Consider the following 14654-nt stretch of genomic DNA (forward strand, 5'->3'; position numbering starts at 1 on the left):
CAGGTTGTGGGTCAGTTGTTGTCGAGAAGGGCTTCGAGCCGGGCCTGAAGAGCTTCGGCGCTGGGGGAGAAGCCGCGGGGGCTGATCGCTTCGACCAACTGGGCGGCGGGCTGGTCGAGGTACCGCTCCAGCCGGCCGGCCAGGTCGGCGTCGTCGGCGACGATCTCGGTCTCCTGGGCCGCCGCGGAGATCTCGTCCCAGCTCGGCTCGTGGTCCATCAGTTGCCGGATGCTCGCGTCCGCGGGCAGTGCCGGGGTCGCGGCGTACGTGTCGTCACCGGTCCATTCGTGCGTCCCGTGGCCGACCTCGACCTGCTCGTCCGCACCGGGTACGGCGACCTGCGCGCGGGCGCCGACCGGGACGGTCACCGTCAGCGTGATCCGGCCGTCGGCGCGCGTCCACGAGACCGCCGCCTCGCCGTACGGGGTGAGGTGCTTGGCGGAGACGCTCGTGAGATGCGAGGAGAACAGCGGGCGTACCACGATCGTCCGGTACCCCGGATCACCCGGGGCAAGACCTGCGACCCGCCGGTGCATCCAGTCGGCCACCGCACCGAGGGCGTAGTGGTTGAACGACGTCATCTGGCCGGGGTTGATCCTGCCGTCGGGCAACATGCTGTCCCAGCGTTCCCAGACCGTCGTGGCTCCCATCGTCACTGCGTACAGCCAAGAGGGGCAGCCTGTCTGTAGCAGGAGGCGGTACGCGAGGTCAGGATGTCCGGAATCGGCCAGTGCATCGGCCATCAGCGGCGTACCGACGAATCCGGTGCTGATCCGGAAGCCCGACGTCCGGACGAGGTCGGCGAGACGTTCGCCGGCACGTTGACGCTGTGCGTCGGTGGGCAGCAGCGCCCACTGCAGGGCGAGCGCGTACGTCGTTGCCGCGTCACTCAGCACGCGACCGCCGTCGGTGGCGTACTCCGCTGCGAACGACTGCCGGACCCGCGCGGCCAGATCGGCGTACTCGCCGGCCAGCTCCGGGTCCCCGACGACCTCCGCGGCCTTGGCAACAACCTCCGCCGAGCGGGCCAGGTGTGCGGTCGCGATGACGTCGGGGTCGGCCTTCGCCCGGAACGGGTTGTCCGGCGGCGCGGTCGGGTCGAGCCAGTCGCCGAACTGGAACCCGCCGGACCAGAGCAGGTCGCTGCCGGCCAGGTTGGCCATCTTGTCGACCCAGGCACGCATGCTCGGCAACTGGCGGGCGAGCAGACCCGCGTCGCCGGTGCGCTCGTAGATCACCCACGGCACGATCGTTGCCGCGTCACCCCATGCGGCCGTGGCCGGACCGTTGTGCTTGAGCACGTCCGGGATCACGAACGGCACCGAGCCGTCCTTCTGCTGCTCGGCGGCCAGGTCGGCCAGCCAGTTGGTGAGGAAGCCGGCGGTGTCGAACAGGAAGCTCGCGGTGGGCGAGAAGACCTGGATGTCGCCGGTCCAGCCGAGCCGCTCGTCGCGCTGCGGGCAGTCGGTCGGTACGTCGACGAAGTTGCCCCGCATTCCCCAGACGACGTTCTCGTGGAAGCGGTTGAGCAGGTCGTGCGACGAGTCGAACCAGCCGGTGCGGCGCAGGTCCGATCCCACGACGACTGCTTCGAGGTCGTCGAGCCGCAGTTCGCTGACGCCGGTCACCTCGGCGTACCGGAAGCCGTGGAAGGTCAGCGGCGAGTCGAGCGTGACCTCGTCAGGCCCGGCCAGGACGTAGGAGTCGGTGGCCTTGGCGGTCCGCAGTGGGCGTACGCCGAGCTCGCCGTTCTCGAGCACCTCGGCGTGGCGCAGGACGATCTCGTCGCCGGCCGCGCCGCCGCGGACCTTCAGGCGGATCCGGCCGACGACGTTCTGGCCGAAGTCGACCAGCGTCTTGCCCGTCGGCGAGCTCGTGATCTCGACTGCGGGCACGATCTCGGTGATGCGGACCGGCGGGCCGTCGGGTGCGACCAGGAGGTTGAGGTCGGCGTCGAGTACGTCGACCGCGGTGGCGTTGCCCGGTGTCCGGCGGAGGTCCGTGCGCTGGCCGTCGTACAGGTCGTCGGCGACGACGGCGCTCTCGCGTGCGGTCCAGGTGTCGTCGCTGCCGAAGGTGTGAACCTGTCCGTCCTCGGTCGTGATCTCGAGCTGGGCGAGTACGGCGAGACGGTCGCCGTACAAGGAGTTCTTGCCGTGGAAGCCGAGCCGGCCGCGGTACCAGCCGTTGCCGACCAGGAACTCGAGCCGGTTCTCGCCGGACCGCACCAGACTGGTCACGTCGTACGTCTGGTAGCGGAGCCGCTGCTGGTACGCCGTCCAGCCCGGGGCCAGCTCCTCGTCGCCGACACGTTGGCCGTTGAGCTCCGGCAGGTAGATGCCCTGGGCGGTGGCGTAGAGGCGAGCCTTGACGATGCCGTCGGGCAGTTCGGCGACGCCGCTCAGCAGGGGAGCGGGGGAGCCGTAGCTGTTGCCTCGCGGGCTGACGAAGCGTGCACTCCAGTCGGCCGATGTGAGCAGACCGGCCTCGACTGTCGCGGCGTCACTCCAGTCACTCCACTCGTCGTTCCCACGCACTCGCACCCGGACCTGCGCCGACTGCCGCGACGCGAGTGGGTCACCGGGCCAGGGGACAAGGACCTGGTCGGGGGACTGGACCGTGTAGACCTGCGCCGAGCCGGTGGTGATCTCGACCTCGTACGCCGTCTGCGCGTACGCGGCGTCCGCGGTGGGGATCTGCCACGACAGCCGTGGGGTCGCGGTACCGATGCCCACCACGGGTCCGGCGTCGGTGCGGTGTTCGAAGCGGAGGAAGGCGGGTGCGGCGAGGTTCGACATAAGACTCCAACCGGCGAGTGAAACGATTCATTGGGTGCTGTGACGAAAGGACTCGATGCGTTACGGATTGATGGCGGAGAGGTTTCGCCTGTCCCCCGATCCTGCGACCGATCGCCGCCAGGGGCTAGCCCGGAGTGCACTCGCGCTAGCACAAAATGCACCTTGGCCCGTATCGTGAGGCATGGCCGACGAGCCAGTGAGGACCAAAGGGACACTGCTGCACTTCGTCGAAGGGACGATCGTGCACGCGGGTCCGCATGTGCACGAGGACTGCCATCCACTGCACACGCACAGCTTCTTCGAGCTCGCGTTGGTGACGGGCGGTGAAGGGGTCCACCACAGCCAGGCCGGGCGTCAGGACCTGCGCGTCGGCGACGTGGTGGTGCTGCGACCGGGCGTGTGGCACGAGTACGAGCAATGCCGTTCGCTCGAGGTCTACAACTGCTGCTTCTCGGCCGATCTGGTCCAGCGCGAACTGGCCTGGACGCGCGAGGACCCCTTGCTGGGTTATCTGTTGTGGACTGGACCTTTCTCTGCCCAGCGGCGTGGAGTGCTGAGCACGCACCTCGACGACGAGACCCTCACCGAGGCGCTCGGTCACCTGGACGGCCTGCGGCAGCTACGCAACCAGTCGATGCGCCGGCATCGCGGTGATCTGATCGGGTGGCTGTCGTTGTACCTGAGTTGTGTCGCGCGGACCGTCGGCGAACGCGACGAACTCGGTCGCCAGACGCATCCCGCCGTACTGGCCGCGATGCGGATGATGGAGGCGGACCCGGCGCGGCCGTGGACGCTGACCGATCTGGCGCAGGAGTTGCACCTCGCGCCCGGGTATCTGGTGCGATTGTTCAAGTCGGCGACCGGGATGCCGCCAATGGCGTACCTGTCCCGGCATCGGGTCGAGCTGGCCGCCGTTCAGTTGCTGCACACGGACCTGCCGATCGCCCGGATCGGGGAGGCCGTCGGGTGGCCGGACCAGAACTACTTCGCCCGGCGTTTCAAGTCCCACTACGGCCTCAGTGCAAGCACGTATCGGCAACGTTTCAATTCGCCGAAGCTCACGCATTCCTTGCCCTGATCAGGAGTTCGAGGCCGTCGAGGATGCGGTCGAGGCCGAACGCGAGTCCCTGGTTCTCCTGACCGCTCGGGGTCCGTAGAGCGGCAGCGAGGCTCGGGAACCGGTCCGCCTCGGCGGCGAGGATCCCGGCGAAGGAAGCGGTGAAGGCCTCCTCGGTGAGACCTTGCCGGCCGCCGGGCATGGTGGCAGTCTGCAGCGCGATCGTGCGGACGTGGCCGGACAGGACCAGGATCGAGTCGAGTTGCTCGGTGCCGTTCAGGCCGGAGTCGGTCAGGGCCTGCACACCTCGATCGAGCCAGGCGGCCTCGTTCGGCCCGACGGGGCGGCGTCCGACGGTGGACAGCAGTAGCCACGGGTGGCGGTTGAAGCCCTCGAACAGGTCCATCGCCCACGCGTGCAACGCCTCGCGCCAGGACAGCCCAGGATGTTCCGGCGGCTCGCCGATGGCCAGGTCGCTCATCACCGCGACCAGCTCGCTCTTGCCGGGCACGTAGCGGTAGAGCGCCATCTTGGTGACCGGCAGATCGTCGGCCACGCGCTGCATCGAGACCGCGTCGAGGCCCTCGGTGTCCGCGATCCGGATCGCCGCCTCCGCGATGCCGGTCAGTGTCATCGCCGGTTTCGGCCCGCGGCTCGGCGGCTGCTGCCGCCCCCAGAGGAGTTCCGTCATCGCCGTCCTTCCCAGATCACTTGAACTGTGTCTACCATACACTTTATTGTGTCCGACAGACACAGTTAACGATGATGGAGGTAGACAGATGAAGATTCTGGTGTCGGGTGCGAGCGTTGCGGGCCCGTCGGTGGCGCTCTGGTTGGGCCGGTTCGGTCACGCTGTGACGGTGGTCGAGGTCGCGCCGGCGCTGCGGCAGGGCGGGTACGCCGTCGACTTCCGCGGCGAGGTGAACAAGGTCGTCCTCGAGAAGATGGGCGTGCTGCCAGACCTGCGGGAGCTGCAGACCGGCGGCACCGCGATGCGGTTCGTCGACGAGGACGGCCGGCAGTTGATGCGGATGCCGGAGGAGTTCGCCGGCGGCGAGCTCGAGGTGCTGCGAGCCGACCTGTCCCGAGTGTTCTACGAGCACAGCCGCGGGCAGGCGTCGTACCGGTTCGGTGACTCGATCGTGAGCCTGCGCGAGCATTCGGGCGGGGTCGATGTGCGGTTCGAGAGTGGGTTGGAGGAGACGTACGACCTGGTCATCGGGGCGGACGGCATGCACTCGGTCGTACGGCGGCTCGCGTTCGCGCCGGAGCAGGTGACCGAGCGGCATCTCGGCTACTACGTTGCCGGGTGGGAAGCGCCGAACACGGTCGGGATCAGCGGTGACGCGCTGCAGTACAACGTGCCCGGGAAGCTGGCGAGCGTCGGTGCGGACCGGCGTGACCCGGCGCTGGCGCAGACGCTGTTCGTCTTCAAGTCACCGCGGCTCAGCTACGACCGGCGCAATCCGGACGAGCAGAAGGCCATCGTCCGCGAGCACTTCGAGGACGTCGGCTGGCACGTGCCGTGGCTCCTGGACGCGTTGCCCGCGGCAACCGAGTTGTACTTCGACTCGATCAGCCGGGTGCAGGTGGACCGCTGGTCCACCGGCCGGGTGGTGCTGCTCGGCGACGCCGGGTACGGGGCGACGTTCGGTGCGTTGGGCACGAGTACGGCGGTGATCGGCGCGTATGTGCTGGCGGGGGAGTTGGCGGAGTCCCGCGGCGATTACCGGGCGGCGTTCTCGCGCTACGAAGCGCGACTGCGCAAGGCGGTGCAGACCACGCAGGACGGCAGCCGGACCGGTCAGTTCCTTGCCCCGGCGACGCAGTTCGGGATCACCGCACGGAACCGGATCCTGAATACGAAGTTCTTCATGAACCAGATGCTCAGGATGGCCCAGAAGTTCAGCAACCTGATCGAACTGCCGGCCTACCCGATGCTCGATCAGGGGAGCAGCGGGAGCCTCGCCAGCAACCTCTCCCAGGAGTCGGGGAACCAGCCAGGCACGCCGAGCACGGCCAGGTAGAGCCAGATCGCGATCAGCACGCAGATGAACAGCGCGACGGTGCCGAGCGTCTTCAGCCAGGCAGGCTGCTTGCCGGTCCAGGCGGTGAGCGCCTTGACCCAGTCCTTGACCTTGTAGAGCAGGCGCTGGGCCCACTCGAACTCGCTCGAGAGTACGGCGAGACCCGCGATGAACAAGGGGATCCCGCCCGGTCCCGGCAACCACCCGGTCAGCGGCGCGGCAATGAGCAGCAACCCACCGAGCACGCCCACGCCGATCCGGTAGACGAGATGCTTCGTCGGGTTCGCCCGGATGCGCCGCCGCCACTCCCACCGGTCGTCGTCAGCGTCCAGCGTGATGTTGTGATCAGTGCGGTCGGGAGTCTTCTGCTCGGCCACACGCCCAGCGTACGTGTTCGCCAAGCTCAAGCCTGGTCACGCACTGGCCGGTTTGCCGAATTCCCAGTGCCAGGGTTCCTCGCGGGAGCCGCCCTGCTCGGCCCAGGACGGGTGCACCCAGCCGTACGTCGCAGCGTGGTTCTTCATCCACTGGTACTGCTTCGTGCCGAACCGGTCGATGCCGCCGCACAGGTCGACCGCGACGCCCCAGCCGTGGTTCGACGTACCGGGGAGGGCGGCCAGCGACGGCTTGCGGGAGTACAGGTCGACCTGGGACGTGTAGGAGCGGTACGAGTCGGTGATGCACAGCGTCCTGCCGAACTGGGCGCGGTAGGCGGCGGCAAGTTGCGCGTACGCCGCTGCCGCGTCGCAGCGGAGCTTGTGGCCGGAGCCGAGGCCGCACAGCTTGCTGGACGGGATCATGCCGTTGCTGAAGCCACCCCACCCGACGCTCGCCGACCCGGTGGCCAGGAACGGCATCGGGTTGACCGGGTCGCCGCCGAGCCGGACCTCGAAGTGCAGGTGCGGTCCGGTGGAGTTGCCTTCGGTGCCGACCGCGCCGATCCGCTGTCCGGCCTTGACCTGCGTCCCGTCGGGGACGTTGATCGCGCTCAGGTGCGCATAGAGGGTCTCGAGGCCATTGCCGTGGTCGATCCGGACCAGGTTGCCGGCCCAGGCCGGGTGCTCGACCCGGACGACACCGGACGTCGCCGCACGGACCGGCGTACCGACGGCGGCCGGGAAATCCTGGCCGGTGTGGATGCCGGTCTCCCACATCGAGCCGGCCTGGCCGAACGGTGTACCGATCTCATAGGTGCCGTCCGCGAGCGGCCAGGTCCAGGCGCCGGTGCCGATGTCGTACGACGTCGCGGTGTTGCCGCAACGGAAAGCGTACGAGGCGGACGTCGGGGTCGGGGCGACCTGCGGCTTGGCGGGCTTGCCCAGGGTCGGGCGGAGCGCGGAGTACAGGTTGTCCGGGACGGTGGTGACGGCGACCGAGCCCTTGGCTTCGTCGGCGGCGATCATCTCGCCGTTGTCGAGGGCGACGCCGATGTGGACGAGGCCGAGCGACTTGCTGCCCATCACGAGCAGATCGCCGGGCTGGACCTGGGTCTTGGGCACCGCCTGGTAGTTCGGGTAGACCTTGCCGACCAGGTTGGGGAGCGTTGTGTAGGGCTGCCACGCGACCCGGGCCGCGCCGAGGCAGCCGTACTTGGCCGGGCCGGTCGCGCCGACGCCGTACGGCTTGCCGAGCAGGCTGAAGGCCTGGTTGACCGCGCGGATCGTCTCGGCCGGCAACACCCGGATCGTCCGTCCGCCGGTGACGGTCGACGCCGCTCCGGGCACGGGCGCACCGGCCGCGGTCAGCGGCTTCAGGCCGGCGGGGAGCTTGGCAGGGTTCTTGAGTACGGCGGCCGCCGGTGGCTTGACCTTGGCGGTGGTGAGCTCGGTCAGGTACGTCTTCCAGCGCGCGAGGGCCTGCTGGTTGCGGGCGAGCTGCAGCTGCCTGGAGAGCTCGGACGCACCGTCGAGGTCGGCGGCCTGGCCTTCCATCGCCGTTGCGGCGAACGCGGCCTTCTGCTGGACCTGCTGACTGAGCTCCTTGGCCTTGGCAGCCGCCTCGTTCGCGGCGGCTCGCTTGCCGGCGGCTTCGGACCGGGTCCGGCCGGCCTCGGACTCGGCGGCCGTCGCGGCCTTGTACTGCGCGACCTGGGTACTGCCGAGCTGGGTGATCGCGGTCTGGCGGTCGGCGATCTCCTGCAGGTTCTCCGCGACCGGCGCGAGCGACCAGATCATCGACTCCGCACCCATCACGGTCGGGATGCCGAGCTGGTAGGCCTGCGCGGTCAGCAGGCCGAGCCGGTGGCGCTGCTCGTCGGCCCTGCCCTTCGACGCGGCCGCGCTGGTCTCGGCCTTCTTGGCGGCGGCCTCAGCGGTCTGTGCTGCTTTGAGAGCGTTGGTGTAGGCGATCGTCGCCTTGGCGAAGTCGGCCTGGACGGCGGCGGCCTCGGCCTGGAGCTCCTCCAGGGTCCGGTTGACGTCCGTCACCGACGCGGGTGGTGGTGGGGTGGGGTCATCGGCGTACGCCGGCAGTGCGACCACTGCCAGCAGCGTGCCGAGTGCTGCCAATCGCAGCCCCCGACGGTTCCCCACAACCATCAGGCCCCCTATTCGTCTCGCCTCACGCGCGCGGAGGGAGACGGGCCCCCGCGCCAGGCCAGCGTAGGCGGCAAACGCTCGTGGCGAAACCCTGGTCTACAGAACGTGACCATGAGGCGTGCCACAGAGCCCGTAGGTGGTGTCGGATCGATTGGAGTGACCGATTAAAGTTCACTTCATGGCCTCGCACTTTGACGTTGTTGTCCTCGGCGCAGGTCCGGGTGGGTATGTCGCGGCGATCCGCGCCGCCCAGCTCGGGCTCAAAACCGCCATCATCGAGAAGAAGTACTGGGGCGGTGTCTGCCTGAACGTGGGCTGTATCCCGTCCAAGGCGCTGCTGCGCAACGCCGAGCTGGCGCACATCTTCCGGGCGGAGGCGAAGACCTTCGGCATCAGTGGCGAGGTGAGCTTCGACTTCCCGACCGCGGTGCAGCGCAGCCGCAAGGTGGCGGACGGCCGGGTCAAGGGCGTCCACTTCCTGATGAAGAAGAACAACATCACCGAGTTCGACGGCTGGGGCTCGTTCACCGACGCCAACACCCTCGACGTGACGCTGAACGACGGCTCGTCGGAGACGGTCACCTTCGACAACTGCATCCTCGCCACCGGTGCGACCACCAAGCTGCTGCCGGGCACGCAGTTGAGCGAGCGCGTGGTGACCTACGAGGAGCAGATCCTCACCGAGGAGCTGCCGGGCTCGATCGTCATCGCCGGCGCGGGCGCGATCGGTGTCGAATTCGCCTACGTGCTGGCGAACTACGGCGTGAAGGTGACGATCGTCGAGTTCCTGGACCGGATGGTGCCGCTCGAGGACCCCGACGTGTCCAAGGAGCTGGCGCGGGCGTACAAGAAGCTCGGCGTCGACGTACTTACCTCGACCCGGGTCGACTCGATCGACGAGTCCGGCGAGAAGGTCAAGATCACCGTCACCGGCAAGGACGGCAACCAGCAGACGCTGGAGGCCGACAAGGTGCTGCAGGCGATCGGCTTCCAGCCGCGCGTCGACGGCTACGGCCTGGACAAGATCGGTGTCGCGCTGACCGAGCGCGGCGCGATCAACATCGACGGCTTCTGCCGGACCAACGTGCCGAACATCTTCGCCATCGGCGACGTGACCGCGAAGCTGATGCTCGCGCACGCGGCCGAGGCGATGGGCGTGGTCGCGGCCGAGACCATCGCCGGGCACGAGACGATGGAGCTCGACTACGCGATGATCCCGCGGGCGACGTTCTGCCAGCCCCAGATCGCGAGCTTCGGTTACACCGAGGAGGAGGCCCGCAAGCTGGGCCACGACATCAAGGTCGCGAAGTTCCCGTTCACCGCGAACGGCAAGGCCCACGGCCTCGGCGACCCGACCGGTTTCGTCAAGGTGATCAGCGACGCCAAGTACGGCGAGCTCCTCGGCGGCCACCTGATCGGCCCGGAGGTCACCGAGCTGCTGCCCGAGCTGACCCTGGCGCAGAAGTGGGACTTGACCTCCAAGGAGCTGGCCCGCAACGTGCACGCTCACCCGACCCTGAGCGAGGCCCTGCAGGAAGTGTTCCACGGCCTCGAAGGCCACATGATCAACTTCTGATCCCGGCTTGCAGGCGAGCCCTCCGGACCAGGCGGTCCGGGGGGCTTCGTCGTTCGGGACCGAAGTCCTGAGGATCGAGGACTTTCGGCCGCAGTGCCGCAGCGGTGCCAGGTGATGGACTTCAGTGCCGGGATTCCTAGCTGAAGGCAGGCCGGATGACATCGTTTGACCTCAACGAGCCAGACAGCACCAACGAGCTGCACGCGGATGTGGAGACCTACCACCAGGGCGGCACGTGGTACACCCGGCGGTGTGACAGCCCCGAGCCGTTCGCCTCCGGGGCGAGCCGGCTGCGGCTGATCGCGATCGGCGTCGAGGTCGCCCGCTGGAACGGCCTCCGCCATGTCATCCGTGACTCCGACGGCACCGTCGCCGAGATCAACACCTACCTCACCGGCCCGTACCCGAGCCGCGCACCGACCGGGCAGCGCGTCCCTGGCTGAGGCATCTCAGCGGTCGGTGATGTCGCCGAGTACGGGTTTGACGTCGACGATGGGGGTGCCGTCGATGGCTTCGAGGTGATCGACGTGCAGGCGCAGGCCGTCGGTCGCCAGGATCGTCACGCGGTGCAGGCCGAGCGGGTTCGGGCGGTCGGGGGAGCGGGTGCTGAAGACGCCGGTCGCCGGACGGGACAGGTCACCGCGTGGATGAACGGTGAGAACGTCGCGTTCGGAGCGATCGAACCAGCTGATCAGGATCACCTCGTCGCCCGGAGCGAGGTCCTGAAGAGCGGCGCGGACAGACTCGTCGAACACGACCCACGCGTCCGGTGCGCCTTCGTCGCCCTGACGTGGAGCCTCCGCGCGGGTTGCGAGTGACGACTCGACCCGTCCGATGGGCCGGAGGACGAGGTCGCCGGTCACAGCGGAAACCTGTAGACGGTCTGCAGCGGTTCGCCCGGCGTGAGGACATGGAGGGCGAGACCTGGGTAGGCGGTGGGGTCGACGACACCGCTGCCCGAGGTCGGGGGTTCGAACGGGAGCGGAACGGTAGAGCGAATGCCAGGAGCTCCGAGGACGGGGTGGCCGGCGAACGTCGTGACGATCGGGTTGTGCACGTGGCCGGTGAGGAGCGCGGTGATGGTCTTGCCGGTCAGGACCGTCTCGAGGCCCTCGCGGTCGTGGAGCATCCACTGGTCCATGACCGGATGATGCAGCTCGAGCGGGGGGTGATGCATCGCCACGAACACCGGTCCGTCGAAGGACTCCCGCAGTACGCCGTCCAGCCAGGAGAGCGAGTCGTTGGACAGCAGCCCGTGGTCTTCACCGGGCACCGTGCTGTCGACGAGGACGAACCGCGCGCCGGCCACCTCCCGGACCTGATGCACCGGATGCCCGTCGCCGGGTGAGTCGACGTACGACGCCAGTCCGGCGCGGAGCGGCGCGCTCACGTCGTGGTTGCCCGGGAGCATCAGCACCGGGATGTCCGTCGACAGCTCGGCCGCGACTTCGGCGTACTCGGACTCCAGGCCGTGGTCGGCCAGATCACCGGTGACGAGGATGACGTCGACCGGCCGGGCGAAGGCCTTCAGGTACGACGTGATCCGGCGGAGCCTGGATCGTGGCCCGTCCGAACCGTCGAGATGCGGGTCGCTGAGGTGTGCGATGACGATCATCCCCGCAGACTAACCACAGAACCCCGTCGGGAGATCACTGCACGGGACGAGACCGCTGCGTTCGAGGATCGGGCGTGCCTGCGGCGAGCGTACGTACTCCAGGAAGGTCGAGGTCAGCGACGCGGTCTCCGGCACCTTGTAGGTGTAGGCGTGCTCGACCTCCCAGAACTTGTACGCCCCGGCCGCGACCTTCGAGGAGTCCGGTACGACGTCGTCGACGGTCGCGATCGTGACGTCGGGGAGCTTCCGGGCGCCGCCGAGCTCGGCGTAGCCCATCGCGCCGCCGATCTCGTTGACCCGGGTCAGCAGCTCTTCCGTCGTACCGACCTCGCAGCGGTGGTACTTCGCCGCCGCGGCGTCGTCGTCCGTGCGGCAGTCGTCGGACGTGATCCCGAGCTCCTGGTCGCCGCCGAGCACCTTCTCCCGGAACACCCGTCGCGACCCCGAGTCCGGGCCGACCCGGCTGACCATCCGGATCGGCAGATCCTTGCCGCCGACGTCCTTCCAGTTGGTGATCTGGCCGTTGTAGATCGCCCGCAGTTGCGCGGTGGTCAGCGACGTCACCGCGGCCGACCGGTTGATCACCACGGCGAACACCACCACCGCCATCGGTTCCCCGCGCAGCGTGGGCGCGTCCTCGGCCGGTCCGTCCGACATGGCGATCACCTTGCTCGCCGCGGTCCCGTCCTGCGCCCCCAGGTCGCTGAGGCTGCGCACACCGTTGCGGCTGCCGTTCGCCGCGATCGTGATGTCGGCCTGCGTGCAGTCGGTCACGTACGCACTGCGCAGCTCGGTCATGGTCGGTTCCACAGCGGTCGACCCGATCACCCGGAGCTGCCCCGACTCGCAGTTGTCCGGCGGCTGCAGTACGTCGACCAGGAAGAACGCGACCAGCGCGCCGACCAGCACCAGCGTGGTCGCGCCGAACATCAACGTACGGCGGCCCAGCCCGCGCGGCCGTGGTTCGTGGTAGACCCCGCCGCCGGTCGACCCACCGGCCAGATAGCCGGAGTGGGCGACGTCGCGGCCCTTCCCGGACAGCACCAGCAGGAACTTGAAGTGGTCGCCGCGGTTGATCGCGATCCGGGGCACCACGAGCTTCTCGGTGTCGACGTAGTCGGCCGGGTTCATCCGGCTCTCCAGCATCTTGCCCAGCGAGTCCGGCTGCGACTCGACCACCTTCATCCGGACGATCTTGCGGTCCGGGAACACGAACGAGACCTTGTCCTGCATGTCGCGCGCGTCGATGTCGGTCCCGCCGGCGTTGTCCAGCCGCAGCAGCACGATGCTGGGATCCTGGACCACCGTCCCTTGGTGGACCACCTCGACGTCGACCATTTCCCTGGCGCGGTTCTGCTTCGGATGCACCCCGATCTGCGCATCCACCTGGACCCGGTAGACGAGCCGTTTGCGGCGCAACAGATAGCGGTCGAGCAGCCAGACGATCGAGGTGCCGAACAGCGTGACGGCGGCAATGACGGTCTCGATGTTGATGCTGCCGAAACCAGAGAAATCGAACAACGTATCCCCACTTCTACGAGTTCCGCAGCGTAGTGGCCCGCGGTGAACGATTGCTTACCGCGCGATGACACGCAGGCTCAGAGCTTGGCCGGTTCCGGCCCCTTCTGCGAGATTGTCCGCATGGCTGAACAGGTGGACGTGGTCGTTGTCGGACTGGGTGTGGGCGGCGAGGAGACCGCCGGGCGATTGGCACAGGCAGGGCTGCGCGTGGTCGGGATCGAGTCCCGGCTGGTCGGTGGCGAGTGCCCGTACTACGGCTGCATCCCGAGCAAGATGATGATCCGGGCCGCGAACCTGATCGCCGAGACCCGACGGGTCGACGGCATGGCCGGTACGGCGTCCGTCCAGCCGGACTGGGGGCCGGTGGCCAAGCGGATCCGCGTGGAGGCGACCGACGACTGGAACGACAAGGTTGCGGTGGACCGGCTCGTCAACAAGGGCGCGACGGTGCTGAAGGAGCGCGCCACGTTCACCGGCCGGAACACGGTCCGGGCCGGCGATCGCGAGTTCGAGGCGACCCGCGGCATCGTGATCGCGACCGGTACGATCCCGGCCGTCCCGCCGATCGACGGTCTGGCGGGTACGCCGTACTGGACGAACCGGGAGGCGATCGAGGCGGACACGCTGCCGGCCTCGATCGTGGTGCTCGGTGGTGGCGCGATCGGGATGGAACTGGCCCAGGTGTTCGCCCGGTTCGGATCGCGGGTGAGCGTGATCGAGGGTGCCGCCGAGGTGCTGTCGATGGAGGAGCCGGAGTCCGGCGTACTGGCCCGCGAGGCGCTCGAGCGCGACGGCGTCACGTTCCACACCGGCCTGCACGCCAAGCAGGTCGGGTACGCCGGGAACACGTTCACCGTCACGCTGGACGACGGGTCCGCGGTCAGCGGCGAGAAGTTGCTGGTGGCAACGGGACGCCGGATCGCGACCGACGAGCTCGGCCTGGACCAGCTCGGGCTCGACCCGAAGGCCCGCCGGATCGAGGTGGACGGCCACGTCCGGGCCGGCGACAAGGTGTGGGCGATCGGCGACGTCACCGGTGTCGGCGTCTTCACCCACAACGCGATGTACCAGGCTGACATCGCGGTCCGCGACATCCTCGAGGAGCCGGACGCACCGACGGCGAGTTACCACGCGATGCCGCGGGTGACGTTCACCGATCCGGAGATCGGCGCGGTCGGGATGACCGAGAAGCAGGCCCGGGAGGCGGGGCTGGACGTGCGGACCGGGTCGACCCCGATTCCGGCGTCGACCCGCGGCTGGATCCACAAGGCCGGCAACGAGGGCTTCATCAAGGTCGTCGCCGACAACGAGCGTGGTGTTCTGGTCGGCGCGACCAGTGCGGGTCCGACGGGTGGCGAGGTCCTCAGCGCGCTGGCGGTCGCAGTGCATGCGGCGGTTCCTGTGCACTCTCTGCGACAGATGATTTACGCATACCCGACATTCCACCGGGCGATCGGCGAAGCACTGAAGGCTTTGTGAAATTGCTTGTTGCGATCCGGTCGCAACTAGCTCACCATTGTTCA

The 14654-nt window shown here is 68.5% G+C and carries 12 protein-coding genes; 5 read left to right on the forward strand and 7 right to left on the reverse strand.

Annotated elements, in window-relative coordinates; translation table 11 throughout:
• Window positions 1-11 precede the first annotated feature (11 nt).
• Window positions 12-2798 carry a family 78 glycoside hydrolase catalytic domain gene (locus OG817_RS14775; protein WP_406055031.1) on the reverse strand — a complete coding sequence of 929 codons (2787 nt, stop codon included), beginning with the start codon at window positions 2796-2798 and terminating at the stop codon, window positions 12-14.
• Window positions 2799-2979: 181 nt separating this feature from the next.
• On the opposite strand from OG817_RS14775, the gene OG817_RS14780 reads away from it, so the two are divergent.
• Entirely contained in the window at window positions 2980-3876 is an 897-nt protein-coding gene (locus OG817_RS14780; RefSeq protein WP_396390539.1) for a helix-turn-helix domain-containing protein, read from the forward strand.
• Here OG817_RS14780 and OG817_RS14785 read toward each other — a convergent pair.
• On the reverse strand, window positions 3857-4546 hold the full coding sequence (locus tag OG817_RS14785) for a TetR/AcrR family transcriptional regulator (RefSeq protein WP_406055033.1): 690 nt from the start codon (window positions 4544-4546) through the stop codon (window positions 3857-3859). The two genes, OG817_RS14780 and OG817_RS14785, sit on opposite strands and share 20 nt — an antisense overlap.
• Window positions 4547-4634: 88 nt before the next feature.
• On the opposite strand from OG817_RS14785, the gene OG817_RS14790 reads away from it, so the two are divergent.
• Window positions 4635-5882, forward strand: coding sequence for an FAD-dependent monooxygenase (locus OG817_RS14790; protein ID WP_406055035.1), 1248 nt, complete (start codon window positions 4635-4637; stop codon window positions 5880-5882).
• Here the strand turns inward: OG817_RS14790 and OG817_RS14795 are convergent.
• Complete coding sequence (locus OG817_RS14795; RefSeq protein ID WP_396390536.1) at window positions 5801-6259, reverse strand: PGPGW domain-containing protein; 459 nt, start codon at window positions 6257-6259, stop codon at window positions 5801-5803. The two genes, OG817_RS14790 and OG817_RS14795, sit on opposite strands and share 82 nt — an antisense overlap.
• 36 nt (window positions 6260-6295) lie before the next feature.
• A complete protein-coding gene (locus OG817_RS14800) occupies window positions 6296-8419 on the reverse strand; it encodes a peptidoglycan DD-metalloendopeptidase family protein (protein ID WP_406055037.1) in 2124 nt (707 codons plus the stop codon).
• 178 nt (window positions 8420-8597) lie between these two features.
• Between OG817_RS14800 and lpdA the strand changes: the two genes are divergently transcribed.
• On the forward strand, window positions 8598-9995 hold the full coding sequence (gene lpdA, locus OG817_RS14805) for a dihydrolipoyl dehydrogenase (protein WP_406055039.1): 1398 nt from the start codon (window positions 8598-8600) through the stop codon (window positions 9993-9995).
• A gap of 155 nt (window positions 9996-10150) precedes the next feature.
• Window positions 10151-10438: a hypothetical protein gene (locus OG817_RS14810; protein ID WP_406055041.1), complete on the forward strand. Its 288-nt coding sequence runs from the start codon at window positions 10151-10153 to the stop codon at window positions 10436-10438.
• A gap of 6 nt (window positions 10439-10444) precedes the next feature.
• On the opposite strand, the gene tsaA is transcribed toward OG817_RS14810, so the two are convergent.
• The 3 genes from tsaA to OG817_RS14825 are packed head-to-tail and all read right to left on the reverse strand — an operon-like array spanning window position 10445 to window position 13131.
• Window positions 10445-10858: a tRNA (N6-threonylcarbamoyladenosine(37)-N6)-methyltransferase TrmO gene (gene tsaA, locus OG817_RS14815; RefSeq protein WP_393389866.1), complete on the reverse strand. Its 414-nt coding sequence runs from the start codon at window positions 10856-10858 to the stop codon at window positions 10445-10447.
• Window positions 10855-11610, reverse strand: a complete 756-nt coding sequence (locus OG817_RS14820; RefSeq protein ID WP_406055044.1) for a metallophosphoesterase — start codon at window positions 11608-11610, stop codon at window positions 10855-10857. Before OG817_RS14820 ends, tsaA begins: the two co-directional genes overlap by 4 nt.
• 9 nt (window positions 11611-11619) lie before the next feature.
• Window positions 11620-13131: a PstS family phosphate ABC transporter substrate-binding protein gene (locus tag OG817_RS14825; protein ID WP_406055046.1), complete on the reverse strand. Its 1512-nt coding sequence runs from the start codon at window positions 13129-13131 to the stop codon at window positions 11620-11622.
• A gap of 120 nt (window positions 13132-13251) precedes the next feature.
• Here OG817_RS14825 and OG817_RS14830 point away from each other — a divergent pair, with 120 nt between their 5' ends.
• The gene (locus OG817_RS14830) at window positions 13252-14610 is read left to right on the forward strand and encodes a dihydrolipoyl dehydrogenase family protein (protein WP_406055048.1); all 1359 of its coding nucleotides are present in this window, start codon (window positions 13252-13254) and stop codon (window positions 14608-14610) included.
• Window positions 14611-14654 lie beyond the last annotated feature (44 nt).

Source organism: Kribbella sp. NBC_00889 (assembly GCF_045207705.1).
Lineage (GTDB): Bacteria > Actinomycetota > Actinomycetes > Propionibacteriales > Kribbellaceae > Kribbella.

What these genes read in the sequence shown, in the direction of transcription:
- lpdA (WP_406055039.1), top strand. Translation starts at nt 8,598, where the DNA reads ATGGCCTCGCACTTTGACGTTGTTGTCCTCGGCGCAGGTCCGGGTGGG.
- OG817_RS14780 (WP_396390539.1), top strand. Translation starts at nt 2,980, where the DNA reads ATGGCCGACGAGCCAGTGAGGACCAAAGGGACACTGCTGCACTTCGTC.
- OG817_RS14790 (WP_406055035.1), top strand. Translation starts at nt 4,635, where the DNA reads ATGAAGATTCTGGTGTCGGGTGCGAGCGTTGCGGGCCCGTCGGTGGCG.
- OG817_RS14785 (WP_406055033.1), bottom strand. Translation starts at nt 4,546, where the DNA reads ATGACGGAACTCCTCTGGGGGCGGCAGCAGCCGCCGAGCCGCGGGCCG.
- OG817_RS14830 (WP_406055048.1), top strand. Translation starts at nt 13,252, where the DNA reads ATGGCTGAACAGGTGGACGTGGTCGTTGTCGGACTGGGTGTGGGCGGC.
- OG817_RS14820 (WP_406055044.1), bottom strand. Translation starts at nt 11,610, where the DNA reads ATGATCGTCATCGCACACCTCAGCGACCCGCATCTCGACGGTTCGGAC.
- OG817_RS14800 (WP_406055037.1), bottom strand. Translation starts at nt 8,419, where the DNA reads ATGGTTGTGGGGAACCGTCGGGGGCTGCGATTGGCAGCACTCGGCACG.
- OG817_RS14810 (WP_406055041.1), top strand. Translation starts at nt 10,151, where the DNA reads ATGACATCGTTTGACCTCAACGAGCCAGACAGCACCAACGAGCTGCAC.
- OG817_RS14775 (WP_406055031.1), bottom strand. Translation starts at nt 2,798, where the DNA reads ATGTCGAACCTCGCCGCACCCGCCTTCCTCCGCTTCGAACACCGCACC.